The sequence below is a fragment of the Azospirillum tabaci genome (genome assembly GCF_014596085.1).
GTDB lineage: Bacteria > Pseudomonadota > Alphaproteobacteria > Azospirillales > Azospirillaceae > Azospirillum > Azospirillum tabaci.
Genome location: NZ_JACCJY010000035.1, coordinates 40,175 through 66,147, shown reverse-complemented (window position 1 = coordinate 66,147; position 25,973 = coordinate 40,175). Strand labels below are relative to the sequence as shown.

Below are 25,973 nucleotides of genomic sequence, written 5' to 3'. Positions count from 1 at the left end.
AACCGTCCGCCTTGACGCGGATCTTGACGTTGTAATCGACCACCCGCTTGACCGGGACGAGGACCTTCATATCCCACCCTTTTCTTAAATTATGCAGGCGCACCTTCGCCGCTGGCGCCGAATCGGGCAGCTGTGACAGCGCTGCGACCATAGGAGTTGCCGTTTTGGCTGTCAACGCCGCCCACGCCGCAAGCGCGAAGGAGGCAGAATTGCATCAACGGTTTGCGCCCGGAACCCACAGCACGTCGGATGCTCCGTTCGCGTTCAGCTTCCGGCCCAGCACGAACAGGTGGTCGGACAGGCGGTTGGCGTATTTGACCGCCGCCGGGTTGACCGATTCCACCTCCGCCAGCTCGGTCATCAGCCGCTCGGCGCGGCGCACCACGGTGCGTGCCAGATGCAGATGCGCCGCCGCCGGCGAGCCGCCGGGCAGGATGAAGGAGGTGAGCGGGGCGAGGTCGGCGTTCATCGCGTCGATCTCCGCCTCCAGCCGGTCCACCTGCGACTCCAGAATGCGCAGCGGCGGGTAGGCCGGGTCCTCCGCCTCCGGTGTGCAGAGGTCGGCGCCCAGGTCGAACAGGTCGTTCTGGATTCGCGCCAGCATGGCGTCGGTCTCCGGCTGGTCCGCGGTGTGCAGCCGGACCAGCCCGATGACGGCGTTCGCCTCGTCCACCGTGCCGTAGGCGGTGACGCGCGGGTCGTGCTTGGGCACGCGGCGCCCGTCGCCCAGCGAGGTCTGGCCGCGGTCCCCGCCGCGGGTGTAGATGCGGGTCAGCTTGACCATGATTCCTGCGGGTGTCCTCAATCAGCCGTGGGTCAGGATGGCGAGCAGGAAGAGCACGAGCGCCACCCCCTGGAGCGCCACGCGCATCCGCATCGCCCGGTTCGATTTGCGTGAATCGCCCTGTCCGCCGCGCGCCATGAAGAACAGCCCGGAGAACAGCGACGCGACGACGAGGCCGAGCGCCACGATCAGCAAAAACATGAAAAGTCCGTTCATGGCGCCATACTACCCCACGGTCCAGGATACGCCTACACCGGCAAAACCGGTTGCACGGGCATTCCGATGCGAGGCGCCTGTTGCGCTGACGCCCGGTCTTCTTACATTGTCGCGGACGACCCGGACGGCGAGAGGAATTCGGTATGCGGCGGCGGAGTTTCCTGAAGGCGGCGGCGGCCAGCGGGCTGGCGGCTTCGGCCGGGGCCTTTCTGACCACGCGCCGCGCCGCGGTGGCCCAGCCGTCGGAAGTGCTGGCCGCCTTCCCTGACAAGTTCGTCTGGGGCGCCTCCACCTCCTCCTACCAGATCGAGGGGGCGGTGACCGCGGGCGGGCGCGGGCCCAGCGTATGGGACACCTTCAGCCATTCCTTCGGCAAGGTGGCGAACGGCGACACCGGCGACGTGGCCTGCGACCATTACCACCGCTACGCCGAGGACGTGGATCTGATGGCGAAGGCGGGGATGAACGCCTACCGCTTCTCCGTCGCCTGGCCGCGCGTCCAGCCGACCGGCACCGGGGCCGCCAATGCCGAGGGGCTGGACTTCTACGACCGGCTGACCGACGCGCTGCTCGCCAAGGGCATCGCGCCCTGGCCCTGCCTGTACCATTGGGACCTGCCCCAGGCGCTTCAGGACCGCGGCGGCTGGACCAACCGGGACATCGTGGGCTGGTTCACCGACTACGCCCAGATCGTTGCCGCGCGAATCGGCGACCGCGCCAAGCACTGGACCATGCTGAACGAGCCCTCCGTCCACGCCATCTTCGGCCACGGCCTGGGCGGGCACGCGCCGGGGATGACCGGCAAGGGCAATTACTTCAAGGCGATCCACCACCAGAACCTCGCCCAGGGCATGGCGCTGAAGGCGTTGCGGGCGGCGGGCGGCGGCAAGGGCTGGCAACTCGGCACGGTCTTGTCGCTCCAGCCGGTGTGGCCGGTCGGCGGGCTTGACGCCAATTACGCGGCATCGCTGATGTGGGATGCGGTGTGGAACCGCGCCTGCCTCGACCCGCTGCTGCTGGGCGAGTATCCGGAACTGCTCCGCGAGGACTTCGCCCCGCTGGTCAAGGCCGGCGATTTGGAGGCGATCCGCCAGCCCATCGACTTCCTGGGCATCAACTACTACAGCCGGATGCACCAGCAGCCGGATCCGGCGGGCCTGTTCGGCACCGGCTACGGCTCCCCGCCGGAGGGCACGCCGACGACTGGGATGGGCTGGCCGGTGGAGCCCGACGGCATCGCCGAAATTTTGATCGAGCTGAAGCAGGAATACGGCAACCCGCCGGTCTATGTGATGGAGAACGGGGCGGCCTATCCCGATCAGACCGGGCCGAAGGGCTTCGTCCAGGACAAAGACCGCATCAGCTACCTGCGCCGCCACATACTGGCCGGTCATCAAGCGTTGGAAGAGGGGGTCGACCTGCGGGGCTGGTTCGTGTGGAGCCTGCTGGACAATTTCGAGTGGGCCGAGGGCTATCAGCGCCGCTTCGGCCTGATCGAGGTGGACCGCCAGACTTTGGAGCGCCGTCCCAAGGCCAGCTACCACTGGTATGCCGACGTGATCCGCAGGAAGGGTGTTCCGACCTCGGCTTAAGGGATGGGGCTGCGATCATGGCGCCTGTTCCCGCCGCCCAGCCGACGCGCTTCGCCATTCAGAAGGCGCGCGGCAAGGGCTGGAAGACGCTGGAGGTTGGGGAGGACCTCGACCACGCCCGCGCCCGCTTCAACCTGATGGTGCGGGTGAACCCGCGCGCCTATTTCCGCCTGATCCAGCTCGACCACAACGCCGGGGCCGACGGCGACGGCATGGAGTTCAACTGGAAGCTCATCGAGCTGCACGACCCCAACCAGGGGGGAACGGCCTGGCCGGGCCGGACGCCCGCTGCGGCGAGGCCGGCGCCCCGCGCCGCCGCGGCAAGAACCGCGACCAAGGGGCCGCAGCGGCGGGAGAAGGTTCCGCTGCCGCTCCGCTTCTACGCGGCGGTGGTGCTGGCCGGGGTGCTGATCGGCGGCGTGCTCTATCTGCGCTATGGCCTGCCGGGGCCATGAAGCCGGCTCAGTCGTCCGCCGTGTAGCCCTTGCGGCGCATGCACAGGGCGAAGATTTCCTTGCGGTAGCGGAACTGCGGCGTTTCCGGCAGCGGGCGGTAGGGATAGCCGCGCAGGCGCAGGGTGTTGTCCACCTGCTCGATGCACTCGTCGTAGGCGGCGGTCGCCGTGGTCTCCGTCGCCGTCCATTCCCGATAGGCCGGGGTGCTGCCGCAGGCCGCCAGCATCAGCGCTCCGCCCGCCAGGATCGCGTGTCTCAGAGTCGCCATGCCACGGCCTCCCACAAAACGCCTTACGGGATCTATACCACGTTTTTGCGCGCGCATCGGTTAACGGATGGGGAATCAGCCGGTCCTTCCGGGGGCGCCAAGGGGGGGAGTACCTGATGCAGCCGCAACGCAGGCGCACAAAAATCGCGCCCGGAAATCCGCCGCAATCTGGTAACACGGTCGCGCATCCACGATAGTGGATAAAGCGATGGTCGGTTGGCGTTTCGGACGGAGGATGGTCATGACGGGTGGTTCGCACCGCGCGCGCCGCGCGGTCGCGTTGGCTGTGGTGGTGCCGGTTCTGGCGGCTGGGCTGCTGGCGGGCGCTTCGGTTCGGGCGCAATCGACGGCGGACATCCAATGGGCCCAGACCATCCTGAAGGACAAGGGCTACAACATCGGCGGGCGGGCCAACGGCCAGATGCACGCCGAGACGAAGGCGGCGCTCGGCAAGTATCAGGCCGCCCATGGACTGCCGGTGACCAACCAGCTCGACAAGGCGACCATCGCCAAGATGATGGGCGAGCGGGAGGGCAAGGCCCCGGCGACGGTCGGGAACCTTGCCCAGCAGAAGGTCGGCGGCGGCGGTCCCGGCCAAGCGCCGCGCGAACCGCAACGGGAGGTGGTGCCCCGTGCCGCGCCCACCCAGCGGATCGACAGCGGGGCGGGCAGCGTCGGCGGCGGCGCGCAGTTCAGCGCCGGCCCGCCCACCAGCAGCAGCAGTTCTTCGTCGGGCGGCCCGTCCAGCGCCCCCGCTTCGTCGGCCCCCGCGGCCTCCGCCACGGCGTCCTCGCAGGGACAGGGGCAGGGGCCGGTGCCGCAGGCCGCGCCGCGGGCCAGCGTCACCGCGGCCACCCCGTCCGGTCAGCCGGTGCCGGTGGTCGAGCCGGCTGCCGACAGCGGGTCGATGCTGCCGGGTTGGGCCGCCAACGGCGCCCGCTACGGCGTGATGGGGGTGATCGGAGCGACGGTGCTCGGCATCGGCTTCGCGTGGTGGCGCAGCGGGCGGGCCAACGCTCCGCGCCCGGCGCCGCGCAACGACGGCCCGCGCGACCAGCGCCGCGAGCCGAGCTTCGGCAGTGGCCGCCGCCGGGAGGAGCTGACCACCGGCGCCCTGCCGCCGCTCACCAGCGGCGGACGCGGGCGGCGGTAGGCCGCGGCCTTCTCAGGCGATTCCCTGTTCAGGCCATTTGCGACATCGGGCACATGGCGTTGCCGCAGCCGGACGGGTTGCAGGCGGGCATCGGTGCGGGTGACGGCTTGGACGCGCCGACGCGCGGCGCCATGATCGCCTTCGACACCTCCGTCCCGCCGCAGGAGGGGCAGGGCAGGCCATCGGCCTTGCGGGTGTCGTAATCGGCCATGTTCTTGAACCACTGCTCGAATTCATGGCCGCAGGCGCAGCGCAGGGCGTACAGGATCATCGACGGTCTTCCTTGGATCGTCCTTGGGCGGGGCAGTTGCCGGAAAGAAGGACGGAATCCCGCGAAGCGGCGCGATGATCTGCATCAAGGCCGGTGCCTTGGCGCTTGAGTGATGGACGCGCCTCAGCGATGGGTCGTCACCCCCACCTGCCGGCACATGGACAGCATGGCGCAGGTCGAGCAGCGCGGGCGGTCGCCGGTGCAGATCCACTTGCCGAAGGGCACCAGCCGTTCGTTGATCTCCACCCAGTAGGGGCGGGGCAACAGCTCCATCAGCGCGACCATGGTGCGCTCCGGCGTCGGGGCGGCGACGAAGCCCCAGCGGTTGACGATGCGATGCACATGCACGTCCACCGCCACAGCCGGGATGCCGAACCCGACCGCCAGCGTCAGCGCCGCGATCTTCGGGCCGACGCCATGGAAGGCCATCAGGGCGTCCGGCGTGTCGGGCACCACCCCGCCATGCTCCGTGATGATCCGGCGGGACAGCGCCCGGATGTCGCGGGCCTTGGGCTCCGGAAAGGTCGCGCCGTCGAGCAGACGGGTCAGCTCCTCCGGCGTCAGGGCGACCATCTGCTGCGGCGTGCGCGCCACCGCGAACAGCCGCTCGCACACCACGAGGGTCGTCTCGTCGCGTGTCCGCGCGGAGATCAGGCTGCCGACCAGTTGCTCGAAGGGGCTGCCATAGCCGCGGTCGCGCAACGCGAACATGGCGGCCTTCGGGCGTCCGGCCACGGCCTGGCGCAGGCGCCGGAACGCCTCGTCGATGTCGAAGGGTTCCTTATCGGCGAGAAGGGGCGCGGAGCGCAGGGGCATGATCGGTCGCTGGCGTGGTGAAGGGAGCCACACCGAAACAGTGCAGGGGGCAGGGTTGCTCCCCATTCCCCTTCGCGAGGCGGCTCGGATTTATCAAATCAGCATGTTCTGATTTTCAAAGGGTCGGAGCCATGGCGACGGACGCGTCCGACCAGTTCGCCGCGGCTAAGGCCCGCTGACCCTTCTTCCCGAACGCTGCCCTCCTACCCGGCGCTGGAGAACAGCGGGCGGCGCAGGCGGCCGGCGGCGATGTCGGCGCGCAGCGCGTCGGCGTCCATGGCCTGGATGCGTTCCAGCTCCGCCTTGTTGGCGTCGACGAAGGGGTTGCTGTCGGTGGAGTTCTCGGGCCGCGCGTGCTCCAGATGGTACAGCGGCCCCGGCACCCGCTCGACCCGCAGGCCCAGACGGCGCAAACGCTCGACGATCTCGTCGTCCTCATAGCCCCAGGAGACGAAGCGCTCGTTGTAGCCGCCCGCCGCCAGCAGCGCCGCCCGGTCGAAAAAGGCGCCTCCACCCGGCGAATCGCGGTGCATCAGCGGGAAGCGGGGGCAGACCGCGTTGAGGGGGGCCGCCGACAGCGTGTGGCCGAATCGGTGAACTTCCCGCCCGAGGATCCAGAAGAACAGCCCGTTGTAGGGAAAGGCCATGGCCGCCCCGCCGCGCACCGCGTCGCGGGCCAGCACGTACTGAACGGGATCGACCACCACGTCGGTGTCGTGCAGGGCGACGATGGGGGTCGTCGCCGCCTCGACCATGCGGTTGAGGAGGTAAGCCTTGTGGGTGAAGGGCGTGTCGTTGCCGGTCAAGTGCAGATGCCGGCAGCGGGCGGCCAACTCCGGCCCCAGCGCGTCGGCGACGTCGCTCGGCCCCGCCTTGTCCTCTCCGATCAAGACGGTGGTGTCGGCGTGCTTGAGGATAAAGGAGACGATCCAGCGCAGATTGCGCTTGCGGTCCGCGCTGTCGGCGCGGAAGGGGACCAGGATGGTGACGTCGCGAAGGTCCAGCCGACCGTCCGGCCCCGCTCCGTCGAGGATCGCCCGGCGAGCGCGGTAGATCGCGGCCTGCACCGCCAGCCGTTCCCGCGACCCTTCGTCGCGCGGGTCGATGGCGAGCGCCATCTCGTAAAAGGACACGGCGGCGCCGGGGCGGCCGAGGTCGGCCTCGATGTCGCCCTTCTGCCGCCAACCGGGGACGAAGTGCGGGTGGCGGGCCAGCAGAGGGTCCAGCACGTCCAAGGCCTCGCCAACGCGGCCGATGGCCTGCAGGGCCTCGCTCAGGTGATACTCGCCGTCGGGAAAGTCGGGGCGCAGCGCCAGCGCGCGGCGGTAGGCGGCGATCGCCTCCTCCGTCCGCAGGGCGACGTGGAGCAGGGCGCCGAGGTTGAAGTGCGCGTCGGCGTCTCCGCCGTCCAACTCCACCGATCGCGCGATCATCGCCATGCCGCGCTCCCGGTCGCCGCCGAGCGCGGTCAGCAGGCCCAACCGGTGCAAAGCCTCCGGATTGTTGCGATCGGCGTCCAGGATCCGCCGGTACAGGTCCACCGCCTCGGTCTGCCGTCCGGCCTTCAGGTGGTCGAGCGCGATGCCGAGCGCCTCCTCGATGGTCGCCATTCGGTGGGGTCCGTCTCGTCCGTGTGTCGCCTTTTGATGGATTCCACTTTGACACAAAGGCCCATGCGGGGAAATCATCCGCTCCGGGACCATGCCTCAGGGAAACACCCGATAATGAACGATCATCGCATCAGCAAGAATGGGTCCATGGGAGGACTCACCCGCCGTCAGTTCGGCACCGCCGCCGCCTCGGTCGCCCTCTCGGCCGGCGCGCTCGCCGCCTTCGGCCGGGCGCCGGCCTTCGCGCAGGGCACCGCGCTGAAGGTGGGCGTGCTGCTGCCCCGCTCCGGCCTGCTCGCCCAGGCGGGCCAGGCCTGCCAGCGCGGCGCCGAAATCGCGCCGGCCATCCTCGGTGAACTCGGCTACAAGGTCGAGATCCTGTCCGCCGACACCGAATCGAACGTGGACGTCGCCCGCTCGCGCGCCGAGAAGCTGATCAACGACGGCGCGAACGTCATCGTCGGCGCCTTCGACAGCGGCCAGACCGCCGCCGCGGCGCAGGTTTGCGAGCAGCGCGGCGTCCCGCTGGTGATGAACATCGCCGCCGCCGACCGCCTGACCGAGCAGGGCTACAAGACCGTCTTCCGCAACTTCCCGACTTCCACCATGCTCGTCAGCAACGGGCTGGCGCTGATGAAGGACCTGTTCGCGGTCAGCGGCGTCACCCCGAAGACGGCGGTGTTCCTGCACGCCAACGACACCTTCGGCATGGCGAACAAGCAGGCGATGGACGCCCTGTTCCCGAAGCTGGACATGCCGTTCGGCATCGTCGACAGCATCTCCTACGACCCGAAGGCCCAGGACCTCGCGGTCGAGGTGGCCAAGGCCAAGGCGACGGGCGCCGAACTCGCCATCGTCACCACCCGCGCCAACGACGCCATCATGCTGGTGCGCGAGATGGTCAAGCAGCGCTGGGAGCCCAAGGGCATCGTCTCCCCCGGCTCGCCCGGCCTGTATGACGAGCAGTTCTACAAGGTGCTGGGCAAGTACGCCGACTACGCCATCACCAACCTGCCCTGGTACGACCCCAAGGCGGAGCTGACCAAGCGCGTCGAGGCGGCCTTCAAGAAGCAGTATCCCAACGACCGGTTCGAGGGCTACGCCTTCAACGTCGCCTTCACGCTGGAAGCGATCCTGGTCGCCGCCGATGCCTTCAAGCGCGCCGGGACCGCGGAACCGGCCACCCTGCTGGAGGCGCTGCGCCAGACCAACCTGAAGGACAAGATGATGGTCGGCCCGGCCATTACCTTCGACGAGAAGGGGCAGAACACGCAGCTCATCTCCGCCTGCCTGCAGAACCGCAACCTGCGCCCGACCGTGGTCCTGCCCAAGGGCTCCGCGGAGATGGACCCGGTCTTCCCGATGCCGGGCTGGGGCAAGCGCGCCTGATCGAGGGGATGTGGGAAGGGAGGGGGCGCGGCCGCAGGGGCCGCGTCCCCTCCCTTCTTTTTCATGCCGTCTGGGCTTCGAGCGCGTAGGCGAGCAGCCGTTCCACCGACGTGCGGCGATCGCCGGACGCGGCGAACCGGGCGCGGGCCTCGGCGGATTGCCGGTCGCGGAAGGCCGGATCGCCGGCCAGGGCGGCGGCGCGCTCCAGATAGGCCGCGTCGTCGGCCACGGTGAAGGTCGGCCCGGCCACGGTCGCCACATCGCCCGCCGCGACGGTCACCACCGGAACCCCGTCGGCCAGCGCGAAGGCCGTGCTGCCGCCGCCGCCCTGGCGGCGCGGGTTCAGGTAAGCGGTGGCAAGGCGGTGCAGCGCCCGCACATTCTCCACGTCGCCCAGCGTGTGGACCCGGTCCGCGTTGCGCAGGGCGGCGATCCGCTGCGGCAGCGATTCCACGCCGCCGGCGATGGCGATCCGGGCCTCCGGCAGGCGGTCGAGCAACGAGTCGACCAGCGCCAGGAAGTCCGGTCCGGCCTCCTGGTCCAGGCGGTTGCCGACCACGAGGAAGAGCGGTCCGCCATCCGGCCCGGCTTCCGGAATGCCGAAATCGGTGCGGCTGCGCTCCGGCCCGGCGGGCGGCAGGGTCCAGCCGAAGGAGAAGGGACGGAAACGCTCCGCCATGTCCTCCGGCCAGCCCTGGGCAGTGTCGGCCTCGCCATAGCCCAGCACCAGCCGGGCCATGGACAGCGGCAGGCCGGAGGAGGTCGGCACGCAGATCACCGGGCGCGCGCCGGAGAACAGGTCGGCCACCACGTTGGACCCGCCGAAGGCGACGATGACGTCGGGGTCGAAGCCGTCCACGTAATCGACGATGGCGTTCACCTTCTCCTCGTCGAAGCGCTTCTGCGGGAAGGACATCATGCGGACCCGCGTGCCGAAGGCGGCGATGACCTGCTCGCCCTCATACTCCTCGGTGATGTTGTAGGAATATTCGGGGACGAAGCCGTTCTCGCCGGTGATCGCCATGGCGTTGGGGTTGATGATGACCACCTCGCGCCCGAACTCGTCCTGCAGGCGGCGGGCGAAGTCGAAGGCGTCCGCGGTGGGCTGGTGGCCGGCGCCCAGCATCTGGTTGGTGATCAGGACGATCCGCTTCACCGCGCCGCGCGGCGTGGCGCGCTTCATGCGGCGGCGCAGATGGTAGCGCAGCGCCGTCTCGTCCACCATCAGGCGGTAATATTCCGTGAGATTCCCGGATTGGAACGCACCGGCGTCGCCGGACCGCGCCCCCCCCTGGAAAAGCTGCATCGCCATGCCCCAGAAGGCGTAATGGATCGACGGCACGGTGAAGCGCATCGGGTCTTCCAGAACGGCGTTCGTCAGCGCCTCGTAATGGGCGACGTCACCATCGAGCAGGAACAGCAGCGAATGGCGCCGCATCACGTCGCCCATGGCGTAGGCCGCGTCCACCTCGGCCGCCGCGGCGCGGCGGTCCTCGTCGTCGTAGCGGCGGATCAGCCCGGCCAGCGCGCTCACGTTGCCCCAGCCCTCGCCCTCGTTGGTCAGCAGGGTCAGGGCGCGGGCGAAGCTCAACGCCGCGTCGCGGGTCTGGCCGGTGGCGTGCAGGGCGTGGCCGAGATTGGCGTGCAGCAGGGGAGAGGTCGGGTCGCCGGCCACCGCCTGCCCGATCAGGTCCACCGCCTCCGCCGGACGCCCGCTTTGCAGCCCGATGACGCCGAGCAGGTGCAGCGCATCCGGATGGCCGGGCGACGCCGCCAGCACCTCACGGTACAGGCGTTCCGCCTCCGTGGTGCGGCCGGCGCGGTGGTGTTCGGTCGCAACGGCCAGCGTCTGTTCGATGGTGTCCATGGTCGGCGTTCCTGCTGCTTGGTCCCTGACGGCATGTTTACGCGCTTTTAGGGCGGATGCGCTGAACTTTTCCCATGCAGCGCACCGCGACATTCTTGTGGCATCTTGTCCCGACGGCAACCCTGGCGATTGCCCTGGCGCTTGTTTCGCCCGGTGGCGTCCGCGCGCAGGACACCGCCACCACCGCCGAAACCCCGTCGCCGCGACGAATCGTCATCAGCCTGACGGAGCGCCGACTCCATTTGCTGGAGGAGGGACGCCCGCCGCGTTCCTTCCCGGTCGCCATCGGACGGCCCGGCGTGGCGATCCCGCTGGGGGACAGCCAAGTTCTGCGCAAGCGGCGCAACCCGACTTGGCACCCCACCGCCAACCAGCGCCGCGACAACCCGGCATTGCCGGCGTCGGTGCCGCCGGGGCCGTCCAACCCCTTGGGCGAATTCGCGCTCGACCTCGGCTGGACGGCCATCGCCATCCACGGGACCAACGAGCCGGATTCGGTGGGCCGCCGGGCCAGCGGCGGCTGCTTCCGCATGCTGCCCGCCGACATCGCCGCCCTGTTCGAGATGGTGCCGGTCGGGACGCCTGTCCGAGTCGTCTCCGGGCCGGCCATCGTCCCGGCACCGCAGCCCGCCAGTGCAGTCGCCGTTCCGGCGGCTCTCCCAACTCCCGCCCCGCCGCCGTCGCTTCCCATCGTGCCCGATCCGCGCTGTACCACAGCCGGCGCGCCCCTGCGGCGGATGATTTGCACGATGCCGGACCTGGCCGCGCTGGATGGGCGGGCGCGCGGGCTGCACCAGCGCCACCTCGCCGCCCTGCCGGCGGAGCGCCGCGACGCGGCCGCTTATGCGCTGCTTCAGGAGGAGCGCCGCTTCGACGACCGCATCACCGCCCGTTGCTGGGTCCGCCGCGGCATGGAGGAGGACCCGGCGGTCGCCGCCGCCGCGCGGGCCTGCCTGAGCGACGCCCTGACCGTGCGGCTGGAGCAGGCAAAGCGCCGCTGATCGCCGCCAGATCCGCACAGGAAACTTGTCACGACTACGAAGGACTGCTACGCCGCTCAGGCTTGGCCATCCGGGGCTCTCCCAAGGGCGAATCGTGCATGCCGTTTGACTATTACCTGAACATCGCCGCGTCCGGCCTGCTGACCGGACTGGTCTACGGGCTGGCGGCGCTCGGACTGTCGGTCATCTTCGGCGTCGTGCGCGTGGTCAACTTCGCGCATGGCGAGATGATGGTCGCCGGCATGTACGGCGCCGTGCTGCTGGCCAGCCTGCTCGGGCTCGACCCGATCCTGGCGGCGCCCGTCGTGGCGGCGGTTCTGTTCGCCTTCGGCTGGGTGCTGCAGCGCGGTTTGGTCAACCGCTTCGTGGAGCGGCCGGAGCACATGCAGTTCATCCTGCTGCTGGGCATCGCGACGATCATCCTGAACGCCATGCTGATGCTGTTCGGCCCGGATTCGCGCAACGTCATGGTGCCCTATAGCTTCGACACGGTGGAGATCGGGCCGCTGCTGCTCGACGCGGTGCGGCTGCGCGCCGGGGCCGGGGCGATCGTGGTGACGGTGGCGCTGTTCGCCTTCTTCCGCTTCAGCCGCACCGGCAAGGCCATCCGCGCCTGCGCCGACAACCCGCTGGGCGCCCGGGTCGTCGGGCTGAACATCGACGGGCTCTATGCGCTGACCTTCGGCATCGGCGCCGGGGTGGTGGGCATCGCCGGCGCGCTGATGACGCTGCTGGTCGACTCCCGGCCGCAGCTCGCGCCGGAATACACGCTGCTGAGCTTCATCATCGTCATCGTCGGCGGGCTGGGCAGCCTGCCGGGCGCTCTGCTGGGCGGCATGCTGATCGGCTTTTCGGAGGCGATGGCCGGCTTCCTGCTGGATCCCTCGCTCAAGTCCCTCTTCAGCTATGGTGTGCTGATCGTGGTGTTGCTGCTGCGCCCGCAGGGCCTGCTGGGGAAACGGTCGTGACGGGGCGCGGAATCGTCCTTCTGGCGCTGTGCGGCGCGCTGCTGCTGGCCGCGCCGATGATCGCCGACCGCTACGTCCTGTCGGTGCTGACCACGGTGCTGTGGTTCGCCTATGTCGGGCAGGCGTGGAACGTGATGATGGGCTTCTCCGGCCTGCTGTCGCTGGGCCACGCGCTCTATGTCGGGCTGGGGGCCTACGCCAGCGCGGCGCTGTTCGTGCACTTCGGAATCGGTCCCTGGGCGGGGATGTGGGTGGCGATGCTGGCGGCGACGGCGGCGGGCTGCTTCATCGGCTTCCTGGGCTTCCGCTTCGGGGTGCGCGGCGTGCATTTCGCGCTGCTGACCATCGCCTTCGCCGAGGTCGCGCGCATCGGCTTCGACCATCTGCAATGGTTCGGCGGCTCGGGCGGCTTCTTCATCCCGGTGGCGGGCGACGCCGGCAACGACCTGCTGAACCTGCGCGGCTCGCCGGAGCTGTTCTACTACGTGATCCTGGCGCTGGTGCTGGCCGCGCTGGCCCTGTCGCGGGTCCTGCTGCACAGCCGCCTCGGCTACCAATGGCTGGCCGTGCGCGAGGAGCCGGAGGCGGCGGAGGCGGTCGGCGTTGACCTGTTCCGCGCCCGCATCGCCGCGGTGGCCGTGTCCTCCGCCCTGACGGCGCTGGGCGGGGTGTTCCAGGCCTTCTACTTCAACAACCTGTTCCCCGAGCAGGTCTTCTCCATGGGCCGCTCCATCGAGATCATCCTGCCGGCCATCGTCGGCGGCATCGGCACGCTGATCGGGCCGATCCTCGGGGCCTTCATCCTGACCCCGCTGGGTGAGCTGCTGACCTACCTGATCGAGGTGACCGGCTTCGACCTGCCGGGCCTCAAGCAACTGTTCTACGGCGTGGCGCTGGTGGTGATCGTCGTCTACCGCCCGGACGGGGTGTGGCCGTGGCTGGCCGACCGGCTGGGCCTCGTCCGCCGCCCCGGGGAGGACGCGTGATGGCGGCGCTTCTGGAGGTCGAGGGCCTGTCCAAGCGGTTCCGCGGGCTGAAGGCCGTCTCCAACGTCAGCTTCTCCGTGCCGGAGGGCCGGATCGTCGCGCTGATCGGGCCGAACGGCGCCGGCAAGACGACCACCTTCAACCTGATCGCTGGGGTCTTCCCGCCCGACGAGGGGCGGGTGCATCTGAAGGGCGCGCCGATCACCGGGCTGAAGCCCAACCGCATCTGCGCCGCGGGGATCGGCCGGACCTTCCAGATCGTCAAGCCCTTCGGGCAGTTGTCGGTCGAGGAGAACGTGGTCGTCGGCGCGCTGGCCCGCGAGCGGTCGGTGGCGGCGGCGCGCGACCACGCCCGGATGGTGCTGGACCGGCTGGGGCTGGCCGATCAGGCCGCCCGCCCGGCGCGCAGCCTGACCCTGCCGGACCGCAAGCGGCTGGAGGTCGCCCGCGCGCTCGCCACCCGCCCGATCCTGCTGCTGCTGGACGAAGTGCTGGCCGGCCTGCGCCCCACCGAGGTCGACCGCATGGTCGAGGTGCTGCGCGACCTGAACCGGCGCGAGGGCATGACGATCCTGATGATCGAGCATGTGATGCGCGCCGTCATGGCCCTGTCCGACCGGGTGGTCGTGCTGGATCATGGGGAGAAGATCGCCGACGGCCTGCCTGCGGAGGTTGTGGCGAACCCCAAGGTGATCGAATCGTATCTGGGCGCCGAGGATCTGTGACCCGCCAGCGGCGACAGCCGAGCGCGACGCTGGAAACACTCCCTTAATGTTTGTTGGTCCATCATTCGTTCCTGACTGAAGGCAACGGCCGACGCGGCAACGTCCGGTCGAAAAAGAAGCGTCCGACAAAGGGTGCTGCACGGGAGGAACGAATGAAGGCACTCGGCAATCTGCGGATTGGCCAGCGGCTGTCCATCGGCTTCGCGGCGGTGATCGCGGTGCTGGTGGTGACGGTCGGCACCGGCCTGCTGCTGACCGACAATGGGAAGACGCTCAGCCGCCTTGTGGCCGATGTCCGCATGCCGACGGCGCTGGCCGGGCAGGGCATCGTCGCGGCGGTCACCGCCACCAACGCGGCCATGCAGGGCTACCTGCTGACCAACCGCGAGGATCTGAAGCAGGAGCGCAACGTTGCGTGGGACCGCATCGACGCGCTGCGCCAGGAAATGGACGGTCTGTCGGCCCGCTGGTCCGACCCGCAGGTCCAGGCCACCTGGGACGCGGTGAAGCCGCTGCTCGACCATCTGCGCCGCGATCAGGACATGGCCGAATCGCTGGGCACCATCGGCGACCAGATGGGGGCGCTGAATTCCCTGAACGACGACGCGATCCCGCGCGCCAACCAAGTCATGAGCCTGCTGGTCGGCGACGCCCGCTCGAACGACGCCAGCGGCCTGATCCCACGCCAGCGCGCCCTGCTTCAAGCCGACACGGAGGGGATGATCCAGGGCGCCGACCGTCTGGTGATGGTGCAGGCGGTTCTGCTGACTCTGGGGCTGCTGATCGCGGCGGCGGCGGTTCTGCTGACCTCGCGCTCGATCGTGCGGCCCTTGGGCGCCATGACGGAGGCGATGCGGCGGCTGGCCGACGGCGACTCCGGGACCCCTGTGCCGGCCACCGGGCGGGGCGACGAGATCGGGCAGATGGCCAAGGCCGTCCTGGTCTTCAAGGACAACATGATCGCCGCGCGGCAGGCCGCGGAGCGCGAGCACGCGGAGCAGGATGTCCGCGCCCGCCGCGCCCGCGCCATCGAGGAGCTGACCGGCCGCTTCGACCGCGAGGCGGCGGCCGTGCTCGGATCGGTCTCCGCCGCCGCGGTGCAGATGAAGGCGACGGCCAGCCAACTCGCCGCCACGGCGGAGCAGACCTCCCGCCAGTCGGTGACCGTGGCCGGCGCGTCGGAACAGGCCAGCGCCAACGTGCAGACGGTCGCCACCGCCACGGAGGAGCTGGCCGCGTCGGTCCAGGAGATCGGGCGGCAGGTCGCCAGCAGCACCGCCATCGCCGACGAGGCGGTGCACAAGGCCGAGCGCGCCGATCAGGCGATGCGCAGCCTCGCCAGCGCCTCGGCGGAAATCGTCGCGGTGATCGACCTCATCACCCAGGTGGCCTCCCAGACCCGGCTGCTGGCGCTGAACGCCACCATCGAGGCGGCGCGGGCCGGCGAGATGGGCAAGGGCTTCGCCGTGGTGGCGGCGGAGGTCAAGGCGCTGGCCGACCAGACCACCCGCGCCACCGACGAGATCGCGGCGAAGATCGTCTCCGTCCGCAGCGAGACCGAGGGGGCGGTGGCCTCGATCGGCGACGTGATGGGCACCATCGGGCGAATCAGCGAGGTCGCCTCGACCATCGCCGCGGCGGTGGAGCAGCAGCAGGCGGCGACGCGGGAGATCGCCCGCAACATCCAGCAGGCCGCCGTCGGCACGCAGGACGTGACCTCCAACATCGCCGACGTGAACCGGGCGGCCAGCGAGACCGGCAGTGCCGCCCGCAACGTGCTGGAGGCGGCGGGATCGCTGTCCGATCAGGCGGACGGGCTGCGCAGCAAGGTGGAGGTGTTCCTGACCGCGGTGCGCACGGCCTGACGCGGCGGGGGCGCCTTGAGGAGCAAAAGTTCGGCGCGCCGGGTCTTCGGCCCGATCAACACTTGACCCGGACGCCCGAGCCCGTCAGCTTCTCGCCGGGCTTCCCCGCGACGCAAGCACATGAACCGACTGCAACGCTATCTCTTCCGCAATCTTCTGATCGCCCTTCTCTATTCCACGGCCGGCCTGACCTTGACGATCTGGCTGAGCCAGTCCTTGCGGCTGATCGAGATGGTGGTGGAAGCCGGGGCGCCGATGCGGGTGTTCCTGTGGCTGCTCGTCCTGACGGTGCCGACCTTTCTCGGCATCGTGCTGCCGCTGGCGCTGGTCGGGGCGGTGCTGTTCACCTACAACCGGCTGGCAACCGACAGCGAGCTGGTCGTGATGCGCGCCGCCGGCGTCGGCCCCTTCGCCCTGGCCGCGCCCGCGATGCTGCTGGCCTTCGGCGTGACGGTGGTCGTCTATGTGCTGAATCTGTGGCTGACTCCCGCCGCCCACCAGGAGCTGGTGCGCATGGAATACGCCGTGCGCAGCGACTATTCGCAGCTGTTCCTGCGCGAAGGCGTGTTCAACGAGGTGGGCGACCGCTTCAGCGTCTTCGTCCGAGAGCGCGACAGCGACGCCAATCTGCACAACGTGATCATCCATGACGGGCGCGTTCCGGAAAAGCCGGTGACGATCATGGGCGAGCGGGCGGTGATGCTGACCGGGTCGGAGGGCGCGCGCTTCGTCGTCTACAACGGCAACCGCCAGGAGCTGGACCGCAAGACCAACCGGCTGTCCCAGCTTTTCTTCGAACGCTACGCGGTCGACCTGAAAGTGTTGAGCAGCGCCACCGGCGAGCGCTATCCGGACGCCCGCGAACGCTCCACCGACGAGCTTCTGCACCCGCCCCCCCAGTTGGCGGAGGACCCGAAGATGATGCGGGACCTGCTGGCGGAGCTGCATCACCGCCTGTCCTCGCCCTTGCTGGCGCTGGCCTACACCATGGTGGCGCTGGCCAGCCTGCTGTCGGGCGAGTTCAACCGGCGCGGCCAGTCGGTGCGCGTCACCACCGCGGTCCTGTTGGTCATGTCGATCCAGGCCGCCGTCCTCGGCCTGTCCAGCCTCGCCGCCAAGGTCAGCGTGCTGGTGCCGCTGATGTATGTGCTGCCGGTGGCGGCCCTGGCGCCGGCGGCCTGGATTCTGTCGCGCAACCTGCGGCGGCGCGTGCCGCCCAGCGGCGAAGCGGCGGCGGGCTGAGGGGCGGGTCTTGCGCATCCTGTTCATCACTTCCAACCGGCTGGGCGACGCGGTCCTCTCCACCGGGCTGCTGGCCCATCTGAACGAACGCCATCCGGACGCCGCGCTGACCATCGCCTGCGGTCCCCTGCCGGCGCCGCTGTTCCGTGCCGTGCCGGGGTTGGACCGGCTGATTCCCATGCCGAAGCGGGCCTGGGCGCGGCATTGGATCGACCTGTGGCGCGCCTGCGTCGGCACGCGATGGGATCTGGTGGTGGACCTGCGCAACTCCGCGGTCGGACGTCTCGTCCTGGCGAAACGCCGCTTCTTCCACACCCGCGCCCCGCATCTCCACAAGGTGGAGGAGATCGGGCGGGTGCTGGGCCTGTCCCCGCCGCCTTCCCCCCGCCTGTGGATCGACGCGGCGGCCGAGGCGGAGGCCGACCGGTTGCTGCCCGGCGGGGCGGAGCCGTTCCTGGCGATCGGCCCGACCGCGAACTGGACCGGCAAGGAATGGCCGGCGGACCGCTTCGCCGAGCTCGCCGCGCGGCTGACCGGTCCCGGCGGCCGGCTGTCCGGCCGGCGCGTCGCCGTCCTGGCCGCCGGGCCGGAACGCGAGCGTGCCCGGGCGGTTCTGGAGGCGCTGGGCGATCGGGCCATCGACCTGACCGGGCGCACCGACCCGATGGCCGCGGCGGCCTGCGTGCGCCGGGCGGCGCTCTACATCGGCAACGATTCCGGACTGATGCACATCGCCGCTGCCGCCGGCACGCCGACCGTCGGGCTGTTCGGGCCGGGTTTCCCCGAGACCTACGGCCCCTGGGGCGTGGCGGCGCGCACCGTGATCAGCCGGGTTCCTCGGTCCGAGCTTCTGGCCCGCCAGAAGGCCGATCCGCAGGCCACCGGCCTGATGGACGGCATCGCCGTGGAAGCGGTTGAACGGGCGGTGGAGGAACTGCTTGGACCGGCAACTCAGGAATGGCGCGAAGTCGTGACAAATCCTTGCAAATCACCGGAGACAGGTCCCTAAAGTTGACAAGGATTGAAGGATCGCTGACAATCCATTTGGTCCGGACCTGATTCAGCATTGCTCTGTCCGGCGGCCTGTCCCGAGGGTTTGGAATGAAGCCGACACCGACATACGCGAACAAGCCGACCTCCGACAATCCCCGTGATGTCGAGGCCTGGGCTTTGGCGGAGGCGTCGCGACGCCTGATCGATGCCGGGCGCAGCCCCGTGAACGAAGAGACGCTCCGCGCCGCCCTGCAATTGAACCAGCGCCTGTGGACGATCTTCCAGGCCGCGATGACCGAGGATGATTGCGGCCACCCGCCGGAGGTGCGGACGAACATCGCCGCCCTGTCGCTGCTGGTCGATCGCGAGACGGTCGCCCGGCTGATCGACCTGGATGTGTCGAAGCTGGAGACGCTCATCAGCATCAACCGGTCGGTGGCCAGCGGCCTGACCGCCCGTCCCGACGCGCCCGCCCAGGGTCAGCCCGCGCCGGCTTCGCAGGCGGCGCGTCCTCCGATGGCCCCTCAGGCGATGGCCCCGCAGGTTCCCGCTCCGGACAGCCAGCCGCCGCGCCAGTCGCTGCGGATCTCGATCTGAAGCCAGAACGCTTCGAACGAAAAACCGGCGCCCTTCGGGGCGCCGGTTTCGTTTTGGCGGCGGCTGTCGGAAAAGCGGCGGAAGCGTTGTCCAAGGGGGTGTTGCCCCCTCCGCAGGCCTCCCCCGCTCCGCAGGGGAGGGAGCCATTGGCGCCTCAAGCGATGTAGTTCAGCAGCGACAGCTTCTGACGCTGGCCGGCGACCGTGTAGGCGGCCTCCAGCGCGTTCATGGAGGTGCGCAGCCGCGCCGCCACCTCGGTCTCGTCGATGCCCTCGATGCCGGCGATGCGCTCGACCACCGTGGCCGACGCGGTGGTGTGCGCGGTTTTCTTCTCTTCCAGCGTGGCGAGGTCGGACGCCACCTTCGAGTGCACCGACCGCACCTCGTCCTTGGCCTGGGCCATCAGCTCCCGCGACTTGGTGATGTACTCCTCGTACTTGCCGGGATTGGACGCGGCGACGTGGGCCATGCGGAAGGCGGAGATCAGCTTCTGGAAAGCGCGGTCGTCGCTGGTGACGCCGTAGGTCAGCGTCTGGCCGTCGTCGATGGTGACCGCGGCCTTGTCCCACGCCTTGCTGTTCTGCCGGTTCGACATGTATTCCGAATCGTAGAAGGGCAGGTCCGGCGGGTCCACGTAGGGCAGGTCGGTCAGGGCGTCGGCCTGCGACGGCAGGGTGGCGACCGAGATGGTGTTGTCGATCTGGCCGTTGACCGCCCGCACCGAGGTGGTGAACTGCTGCACGCGCGACGGATGGTTCGGGTCCATCGTGCTGTTGCCGGTCAACGCGATGGTCGGCCCCTTGCCGAGGTCGCCGAGGATCGCGTTCATGTCCAACGGCGGCACGGGGCTGGTCTTCGTGAGCTCGGTGCGCAGCATGTCGGCCACCTTCGACACGTCGGTGACGCCGTTGTTGTAGTCCTTCTCCGTGACCGTGTAGCGGACCGTGTATTGCTGATAGGGCGGCAGGTCCTCGGGCTCGTCCGGGTGTTCCGAATAGTATTTCCGGTTGAAGGGGTCCTCCGGGTCGCCGACGGTGACGTTGATCTCGTAGGTGTCGCCGATGTCCACGCCGTCGCCGGTCAGCGCGAAGCTGTCGATCTGCTTCAGCCCGGTGCCCGCGGGCGCCGGCAGGGTGGCCGCCTGGGTGGTGGTCGGCGCCGTCATCGAATTGTCGATGCTCATCGAGTTCTGGACGCGCGCCTTCACGTCGAACTTCTGGCTCGGGTCCTCGCTGATCAGCGAGATGACGCCGTTGGCCGCGGCGGCGATGATCGGCAGCTTCGGGTTGGCCGACTGGATCAGGCTGTTCAGCGTGTTGGCGACGAAGGTGACGGTCTTCGGATCGCCCGGCTGGACCTGATAGCCGAAGGGCTTGCCGTCGATCGACACCTCGAAGTAGTCGTCGGCGTTGACCATCGACCCGTTCAGCGTCACGCGGGTGGACTGCGGCTGGGCCAGCAGGTCGCCGACCGGTTCCGTGCCGTAGCGCGAGCCGGCGAACAGGTAGCGGTCGCCGAACTGCTCGTTCAGGAGCTGCTGGATGTCGCGCAGCGCCCCCTCGACCCGGTCCCGCATGTCGTTGGCCTGGGGCCAGCTCACCGTGAAGGTGCTGCTCGAAGCCGCGGTGAGCTGGTCGAAGCTCAGATTCAGGACCGCGCCTTCGCCGGGGCCGCCATCGATCTTGAAGTTGTAGCCGCCGCCGTCGCTGGGGGGCACGGTCTTCAGATTGATGGTGCGGGTGGTCTTGCCGCCCAGCCCGTCGGTCACCGTCACGTCGAACGACCCGTTGACTCCGTCCTTCGACGGGATGGAGGTCACGGTGTAGCGGGCGTTCTGGGTGAAGGTGGACTTGTCGCCGTTGACCGTCAGCTTCAGCGCGTCGGGGTTGCTGTTGAAGGGGGAGGTGACGCTGGCGGGGCCCGGCTGGAACGGCATCAGGTTGCTGCTCTGCCAGTCCGTGGCCAGCTTTTCCAGGCTGTTCAGCACCGTGTCGGTCGCCTTCACGCGCGGCGACGCGGTGTTGATGTTCTGGACATAGGCCTCGCGCTGGGTCAGCTCCGCGCGCAGAGCCAGCAGCTTCTGCGTCTCGGCCCCGTAGGCGTTGAGGTCGGTGGACTTCTTGCCGGTGGTCAACTGCTCCGAGAGCGTGTCCACCCGGTTCTGGCCGTTCGTCAGATTGCGGACCAAGCCGAGATACTTGGCGTAGCTGCTGACTTGAGTGATGGAGCTCATCGGACGATCGCCTCCAGCGCGTCAAACATCGTGTTGGCCACTTGCATGACCCGTGCCGACGCGGCGTAGGAGGTCTGAAGCTGCTGCAGATTCGCGATTTCCTCGTCGATGTTGACGCCGGTCGTCGCGTGGTAGCGCTCCTCCAGGATCTGGCGGGAGTCCTTGTCCAGCGTGGTCTTGTCCAGCGCGGTCTTGGCCGCGGACATCCAGCCGCCGGTGATGTTGCTGGTGATGGAGCTGAAGGACGCGCCTTCCAGCTTCAGCCCGTCGGCTTGGAAGGTCCGGCCCGTGGCGCCGAGCGCCGTGACCACGTCCTTGACGGCCGCGCTCTTGAGCTTCTTGCTGTTGTTCAGCAGGTTCTCGTTCACGTGGATGGTGAAGCGGTCGTTGCCCATGAAGAACTGCGTGCCTTCCTCGCCCGGCACCGTCTTCGCTTGGTCGTAGGCGTCGCGGAAGCTGGTGGGCTCGCCGGGCTTGGTCGAGCCGGTGAACATCTGCGCGTAGGCGTCGAGCTGCGAGCGCAGCTTGCGGATCACCTCGTTGGTCGGGTCGGCGCTGGCCGGCTGCGGCGGGTTGGTGGCCGAACCGTCGGCGCGCAGGTTCATCAGCGCGGCGACCTTGCCTTCCTTCAGGTGCTGGTTGACGTTGGTGACTTGATTGCCCACCGTCAGGTTAATATTGCCGCCGTCATAGGAAAGATTTGCCGCCTGGCTGTCGACCAGCGCCAGCCCGGTGGGGGTGAAGACGGCCACGCGACCGTCCGGGCGGGTCATCGTGCGCACGCCGACGTAGGTGCTCAGCTCGCGGATCAGCCCGTCGCGCTTGTCGGCCACCTCGTTGCCGGCGGAGCCGTAGCCCTGCAGCGAGACGATGTTGTTGTTGATGCTCTCGATTTCCTTCAGCAGCCGGTTCACCTCGCCGACCGACTGGCCGAGGTCGCCCTGAATCTCGCGGTCCATGTCCTCCACGCCCTGGGACACCCGCACGATCTCGCGCGAGAAGGTGTCGGCGGCCTGGATGAGCTGGTACTGAGCGACCTCGCTTTCCGGAGAGGTCTCCACCGCCTTCCAAGCGGTCTGGAAGGCTTCGGCGTATTCGTTCAACTGCGGCTTGCCGCTGGTCGTGCGCAGCAGGTCGCCCAGCTTCTGCATGTAGGACGATTTGGCGGCCGAGGAGCCCTCGCGCGCGGTCAAATCCTGCACCTGGCTGAGCAGGGCGGAATCGACCTCGCGGCGGTACTGGGAGGTGAGGACGAACCCGTTGGAATCCAGCACGTTCGACACGGTGTGCCGGGTGCGGGTGGGATCGTCGGCGCGGGCGACGTTGTCCGAGACCAGCTTCACCTGGGCCTGGACCGCACGGAGGCCGGCTGTCGCGCTGCCGAGGGCGCCGAAGAGGGACATGGCCGTTGGACCTTTCGTCTACGGGGAAAGCGGGCTGCTGTTGGCCGGGCGGGCCGCGGATCACGCGGCCGCCCGCCGGATCGGAACCGCGCTTAGCGCTTCAGCCCGAGGACTTCCTGGAGCATCTCGTCGGAGGTCGTGACGATCTTGGTGTTGGCAGAGTAGGTGCGCTGGGTGACGATCAGCTTGGTGAACTCGTCCGCGATGTCCACGTTGGAGGACTCCACGCTGTTCGCGACCACCGCGCCGGCCCCGTTGGTGTCGGGGTCGTTGAAGTTCGGCCGGCCGCCGTCGTCCGTCTCGATGTAGACGCCGCCCGCCTCGCGCTGCAGGGCGTTGGGGTTGTTGAAGGTGACCACGGGAATGCGCCCGATGGTGCGGCTGCGGCCGTTGTCGTAGTTCACGATGACGTCGCCGTTGTCGCCGTAGACCACCTCCTTGTACTGGCCGCGCGAGGCGCCGTCCTGCACCAGCTCGCGCACGTTGATCTCACTGCCGGCGAACTGGGTGACGCCGCCCGACTTGCCGATCTGGCCGAGGTTCAGCGTGATCTGCTGCGGGCCGAAGCCGTAATCCACCGTGAAGGTCACGTTGGCGTCCGCCCCCAGCCCCTGGTTGGCGGACGTTACCGCCGTGCCGGTGCCGACTTTCGCCGTGCTGACGCTGGTGATGGTGCCGACGTTGCCGGGATCGGTGCCGAAGTTCAGCAGGACGTGCGCGGGGGTGGTGCCGGCTTGGGCGGCGGTTTCCAGCAAGAATTGGTCGGCGGCGGTGCCGCTCGCCGTCTTGGCGACGAGCTTCAGCACGCTGCCCTCGGCACTGGCGGTCACCGGCAAGGAGGTGTTCTTGTTCACCAGATTGGCGAGGCTGGCCGCGATGGTCTCCATCGAGGTCTCCTCACCCGTCGTCCGGTAGGTGATCGGCGAGCCGTTGACGATGACCGTGTATTCGGCGTCCTTGTCGCCCGGCGTGCCGGTCAGCGTCACCGATTCCGACTGCCGCACCCCCGCCACGTTGGAGGTGGTGGTGGAGGCGGTCAGCGTGCCGGAGCTGCCGGTGGCGTTCTGTATGCTGGCCTTCGCCTCGAACTTGCCGGTGGTCGAGGTGTTGTGGGTGAGGGTCAGCCGGCCGCCGGTCGCCGTGGCGACGACGTTCAGGTTGGCGGCGTTGACGCGGTTGGCCAATTCCTGAAGAACGCCGTTGATGTCCTGGAAGTTTCCGAAGTTGGACTTGTCCACCTTCACTGAGATCGGCGTTCCGTCGACCGACACCGAATAGACGTCGCCGATGTCGATCTGCGTCTGCGGATAGGAGAACTCCTGGCGCTGGCCGCGCGCGTCCGTCGGCGCGCTGATCGTCGGGCCGGTCACCTGGTTGTTGGAGGCCGCGCCCGATGTGTATTCCTGGTCGATCTTGAAGGGCGTGCCGGGGTTGCGGGCGGTGACCTGCAATTGTGAGTTCACGACCGACGCGATGACCGGCGCCTGCGGGCGGGCCGAGTTGATCTGGGCCGCCAGCGCGTTGGCGATGCCGCCATAGGTCCCCATGGTCAGGATGTTGTCCGCGGTCACCGAGACCGCGTAGGGCACGCCGTCCACCCGCACGGTGTAGCTGTCGCCGACCCGCACGTTGTCGGTGGCGGTGATGTTCAGATTGTTGGCGCTGACGTTCAGGGGATCATTAGGATTGATGGCCGTCAGCACCAGATCGCCTGCGGCGTTGCGCGCAGCGGATACCGCCAATCCGGCGCCGTTGATCTGCGTCACCAGATCGTCCACGACCCCTTCCATATCCTTCAGTGTGTTGATGTTCGAGTAGGAAATGCTGGTCTTGAACTCGGTCCCCAGCACGTTGACGACATACTGGTCCGGCACCTTCAAGCTTGCTGCTGTCGGGAAATCGACCTGGGTGATCTCGACCACGCCGGGGGCGGGGAGCTGGGTGGTGGTCGCCGTCATTGTCGAGTAGTCCACGGGGGTGGAGGCGGTGATGCTGTTCTTACGGCTGTCGGCGTTGGTCACGCCATAAGTGGCCGTGAAGGTCTGCGTTATTGCCGTGCCGTCCAGCACGAGCTGGTTGGCCGTGCCGGGGGGAACCGTGGCCGTGCCAATCAGGGCATTGATGCCCAGCGGCGGCACGGCGGTGTTGATCTGGTTGGCCAGATCGGCGACCACACCGTTGACGTTGAGCAGCGTGCCGATGTTGGCCGAGGTGACGCGCGTCTTGAACTCGGTGCCAGCCACCGTGATGCGGAACTCGTCGCCAACGTCAATGGCGGCGGTGGAGAAGGTGAAGGTGCTGCGCTGGTCGCCGCTGACCGAACCGGTCGAGTTGGTTGAGGGACCGCTGATCGTGCTGGTTTGTGGCGTGGTGTTGTTGAAGGTCCCCGAAATCTCAACCGGCGTGGGGTTGGTTCCCGTCGTTTCGACGATTATTCTACGGTTGTCTTTGTCGTCCAGCCTGGCTTGGTAGAGGGCAGGAGACAGCGCATTGATCTGGTCCATCAAGGCGGCGGCGACATCTTGGTAGCTTGAATAGCTCCCGATGTTCCCGGCGGTCACCGCGACCGTGATAGCGGGGCCGCCATTGATGTTCAGGGTGTAGGTGTCGCCGACCCGGATGTTGTCCTGCGACGTGCCGTCCGGGTAATAATTGGTGCGGCCACCGATGGTGACCGACGAGGACGGGAAGGAGGTCGTGCCGTTGACCAGCACCTGGCTGACCTGGGCCACTGGGGTCACGCCGGACACTTGGCTGCCCGCCGCCATGGAGGCGGCGCCGCCGGTGAAGGAGCCGGCGACCGGCTGCGTCGAGCTGCCCGGCGCCTCGATGCCCAGGCGCCACGCGTTGGCGGCATCCTGGCGCCAGTTGAACTGGATGGTCCGGGCGTTGCCCTGGGTGTCGTAGACCTGGATGCTGGAGGACGGGATGGGCACGCCCGGCGTCGGGGTGGCCGGCAGGTTGGCGCCCAGCGTGATGCTGTTGGTCGACTGCGGCTTGTCGGTCAGGGTGTTGACCTGCAGCGGCTGCACCACGTCCTTCTTCAACTGGCCGGTCACGTCGTCCACGACCCAGCCGTTCAGCGCAAAGCCGGCGCTGTTCACCAGATAGCGGTTCTTGTCCAGCTCGAAGTCGCCGACGCGGGTGTAATAGACGTTGTCGGCGTTCAGCGTGCCGGTCTGGGTCTGCACCGTCTCGCCCTGCTGACCGGGACCGGTCAGGCCGCGGCTGAGCTTGGACACGCTGAAGAAGCCCTGGCCCTGAATGGCGGCGTTGGTCGGGCTCTGCACCTGGGTCAGGTTGCCCTGGATGTTGTTCATGAAGACCGGCGCCGCCGTCACGCCGCCCGGTGCGTGCAACCGCTCGTTGGACTGGAGCACCAGCGTCTCGAAGGCGGTGTTGACCCGCTTGTAGCCGACCGTCGAGGCGTTGGCGATGTTGTCAGAGATGTGACCGAGGGCCTTCGACTGCGCGCTCAGGCCGAGGACGGCGGTGGTCATCGAACCGAAGATGCTCATGGCCAGGGATCTCCACGCGGA

Annotated in this window: 22 protein-coding genes; 12 read left to right on the top strand and 10 right to left on the bottom strand. The window is 68.7% G+C overall.

The window, feature by feature from the left end; genetic code table 11:
* Nucleotides 1–214: 214 nt before the first annotated feature.
* A complete protein-coding gene (locus tag H0B54_RS25020; RefSeq protein ID WP_188262578.1) occupies nucleotides 215–784 on the bottom strand; it encodes a cob(I)yrinic acid a,c-diamide adenosyltransferase in 570 nt (189 codons plus the stop codon).
* Between the two features lie 21 nt (nucleotides 785–805).
* Nucleotides 806–985, bottom strand: coding sequence for a twin transmembrane helix small protein (locus H0B54_RS25015; RefSeq protein ID WP_246472789.1), 180 nt, complete (start codon nucleotides 983–985; stop codon nucleotides 806–808).
* Between the two features lie 158 nt (nucleotides 986–1,143).
* On the opposite strand from H0B54_RS25015, the gene H0B54_RS25010 reads away from it, so the two are divergent.
* Together H0B54_RS25010 and H0B54_RS25005 are read left to right on the top strand one after the other, a co-directional pair.
* The gene (locus H0B54_RS25010; RefSeq protein WP_188262577.1) at nucleotides 1,144–2,592 is read left to right on the top strand and encodes a GH1 family beta-glucosidase; all 1,449 of its coding nucleotides are present in this window, start codon (nucleotides 1,144–1,146) and stop codon (nucleotides 2,590–2,592) included.
* 17 nt (nucleotides 2,593–2,609) lie between these two features.
* Entirely contained in the window at nucleotides 2,610–3,047 is a 438-nt protein-coding gene (locus H0B54_RS25005) for a hypothetical protein (RefSeq protein ID WP_188262576.1), read from the top strand.
* A gap of 7 nt (nucleotides 3,048–3,054) precedes the next feature.
* Here H0B54_RS25005 and H0B54_RS25000 read toward each other — a convergent pair whose 3' ends face one another.
* Nucleotides 3,055–3,315: a hypothetical protein gene (locus H0B54_RS25000; RefSeq protein WP_188262575.1), complete on the bottom strand. Its 261-nt coding sequence runs from the start codon at nucleotides 3,313–3,315 to the stop codon at nucleotides 3,055–3,057.
* 241 nt (nucleotides 3,316–3,556) lie between these two features.
* On the opposite strand from H0B54_RS25000, the gene H0B54_RS24995 reads away from it, so the two are divergent.
* On the top strand, nucleotides 3,557–4,468 hold the full coding sequence (locus tag H0B54_RS24995) for a peptidoglycan-binding domain-containing protein (protein ID WP_188262574.1): 912 nt from the start codon (nucleotides 3,557–3,559) through the stop codon (nucleotides 4,466–4,468).
* 28 nt (nucleotides 4,469–4,496) lie between these two features.
* Here H0B54_RS24995 and H0B54_RS24990 read toward each other — a convergent pair whose 3' ends face one another.
* From H0B54_RS24990 to H0B54_RS24980, 3 genes are all read right to left on the bottom strand, one after another.
* Nucleotides 4,497–4,739 (bottom strand): DUF1178 family protein, encoded by a 243-nt coding sequence (locus H0B54_RS24990; RefSeq protein WP_040134468.1) that lies wholly within the window; start codon nucleotides 4,737–4,739, stop codon nucleotides 4,497–4,499.
* A 123-nt stretch (nucleotides 4,740–4,862) separates the two neighbouring features.
* Entirely contained in the window at nucleotides 4,863–5,555 is a 693-nt protein-coding gene (locus H0B54_RS24985; protein WP_188262573.1) for an endonuclease III domain-containing protein, read from the bottom strand.
* Nucleotides 5,556–5,758: 203 nt separating this feature from the next.
* The gene (locus tag H0B54_RS24980; RefSeq protein WP_188262572.1) at nucleotides 5,759–7,165 is read right to left on the bottom strand and encodes a tetratricopeptide repeat protein; all 1,407 of its coding nucleotides are present in this window, start codon (nucleotides 7,163–7,165) and stop codon (nucleotides 5,759–5,761) included.
* A gap of 147 nt (nucleotides 7,166–7,312) precedes the next feature.
* Between H0B54_RS24980 and H0B54_RS24975 the strand changes: the two genes are divergently transcribed.
* Nucleotides 7,313–8,554 (top strand): ABC transporter substrate-binding protein, encoded by a 1,242-nt coding sequence (locus H0B54_RS24975; protein WP_246472784.1) that lies wholly within the window; start codon nucleotides 7,313–7,315, stop codon nucleotides 8,552–8,554.
* A gap of 61 nt (nucleotides 8,555–8,615) precedes the next feature.
* Here H0B54_RS24975 and H0B54_RS24970 read toward each other — a convergent pair whose 3' ends face one another.
* Nucleotides 8,616–10,421: a tetratricopeptide repeat protein gene (locus H0B54_RS24970; protein ID WP_188262570.1), complete on the bottom strand. Its 1,806-nt coding sequence runs from the start codon at nucleotides 10,419–10,421 to the stop codon at nucleotides 8,616–8,618.
* Nucleotides 10,422–10,495: 74 nt separating this feature from the next.
* Here H0B54_RS24970 and H0B54_RS24965 point away from each other — a divergent pair, with 74 nt between their 5' ends.
* The 8 genes from H0B54_RS24965 (at nucleotide 10,496) to H0B54_RS24930 (ending at nucleotide 18,798) form a co-directional block, all read left to right on the top strand.
* Nucleotides 10,496–11,422 carry a L,D-transpeptidase gene (locus H0B54_RS24965; protein WP_188262569.1) on the top strand — a complete coding sequence of 309 codons (927 nt, stop codon included), beginning with the start codon at nucleotides 10,496–10,498 and terminating at the stop codon, nucleotides 11,420–11,422.
* A gap of 98 nt (nucleotides 11,423–11,520) precedes the next feature.
* The gene (locus H0B54_RS24960; RefSeq protein ID WP_109469516.1) at nucleotides 11,521–12,390 is read left to right on the top strand and encodes a branched-chain amino acid ABC transporter permease; all 870 of its coding nucleotides are present in this window, start codon (nucleotides 11,521–11,523) and stop codon (nucleotides 12,388–12,390) included.
* A complete protein-coding gene (locus tag H0B54_RS24955; protein ID WP_188262568.1) occupies nucleotides 12,387–13,376 on the top strand; it encodes an ABC transporter permease subunit in 990 nt (329 codons plus the stop codon). Before H0B54_RS24960 ends, H0B54_RS24955 begins: the two co-directional genes overlap by 4 nt.
* The gene (locus H0B54_RS24950; RefSeq protein WP_188262567.1) at nucleotides 13,376–14,101 is read left to right on the top strand and encodes an ABC transporter ATP-binding protein; all 726 of its coding nucleotides are present in this window, start codon (nucleotides 13,376–13,378) and stop codon (nucleotides 14,099–14,101) included. Before H0B54_RS24955 ends, H0B54_RS24950 begins: the two co-directional genes overlap by 1 nt.
* 152 nt (nucleotides 14,102–14,253) lie before the next feature.
* On the top strand, nucleotides 14,254–15,966 hold the full coding sequence (locus H0B54_RS24945) for a methyl-accepting chemotaxis protein (RefSeq protein ID WP_188262566.1): 1,713 nt from the start codon (nucleotides 14,254–14,256) through the stop codon (nucleotides 15,964–15,966).
* Between the two features lie 120 nt (nucleotides 15,967–16,086).
* Nucleotides 16,087–17,208 (top strand): LPS export ABC transporter permease LptF, encoded by a 1,122-nt coding sequence (gene lptF / locus H0B54_RS24940; protein WP_188262565.1) that lies wholly within the window; start codon nucleotides 16,087–16,089, stop codon nucleotides 17,206–17,208.
* Nucleotides 17,209–17,218: 10 nt separating this feature from the next.
* Entirely contained in the window at nucleotides 17,219–18,217 is a 999-nt protein-coding gene (locus tag H0B54_RS24935; protein WP_246472782.1) for a glycosyltransferase family 9 protein, read from the top strand.
* A 92-nt stretch (nucleotides 18,218–18,309) separates the two neighbouring features.
* Entirely contained in the window at nucleotides 18,310–18,798 is a 489-nt protein-coding gene (locus H0B54_RS24930) for a flagellar biosynthesis regulator FlaF (RefSeq protein WP_188262563.1), read from the top strand.
* A 154-nt stretch (nucleotides 18,799–18,952) separates the two neighbouring features.
* On the opposite strand, the gene H0B54_RS24925 is transcribed toward H0B54_RS24930, so the two are convergent.
* From H0B54_RS24925 to H0B54_RS24915, 3 genes are all read right to left on the bottom strand, one after another.
* A complete protein-coding gene (locus H0B54_RS24925; RefSeq protein WP_188262562.1) occupies nucleotides 18,953–21,031 on the bottom strand; it encodes a flagellin N-terminal helical domain-containing protein in 2,079 nt (692 codons plus the stop codon).
* Nucleotides 21,028–22,434, bottom strand: coding sequence for a flagellar hook-associated protein FlgK (flgK, locus tag H0B54_RS24920; RefSeq protein WP_188262561.1), 1,407 nt, complete (start codon nucleotides 22,432–22,434; stop codon nucleotides 21,028–21,030). Before flgK ends, H0B54_RS24925 begins: the two co-directional genes overlap by 4 nt.
* Nucleotides 22,435–22,526: 92 nt before the next feature.
* On the bottom strand, nucleotides 22,527–25,952 hold the full coding sequence (locus tag H0B54_RS24915; protein WP_188262560.1) for a flagellar hook-basal body complex protein: 3,426 nt from the start codon (nucleotides 25,950–25,952) through the stop codon (nucleotides 22,527–22,529).
* Between the last annotated feature and the right edge of the window lie 21 nt (nucleotides 25,953–25,973).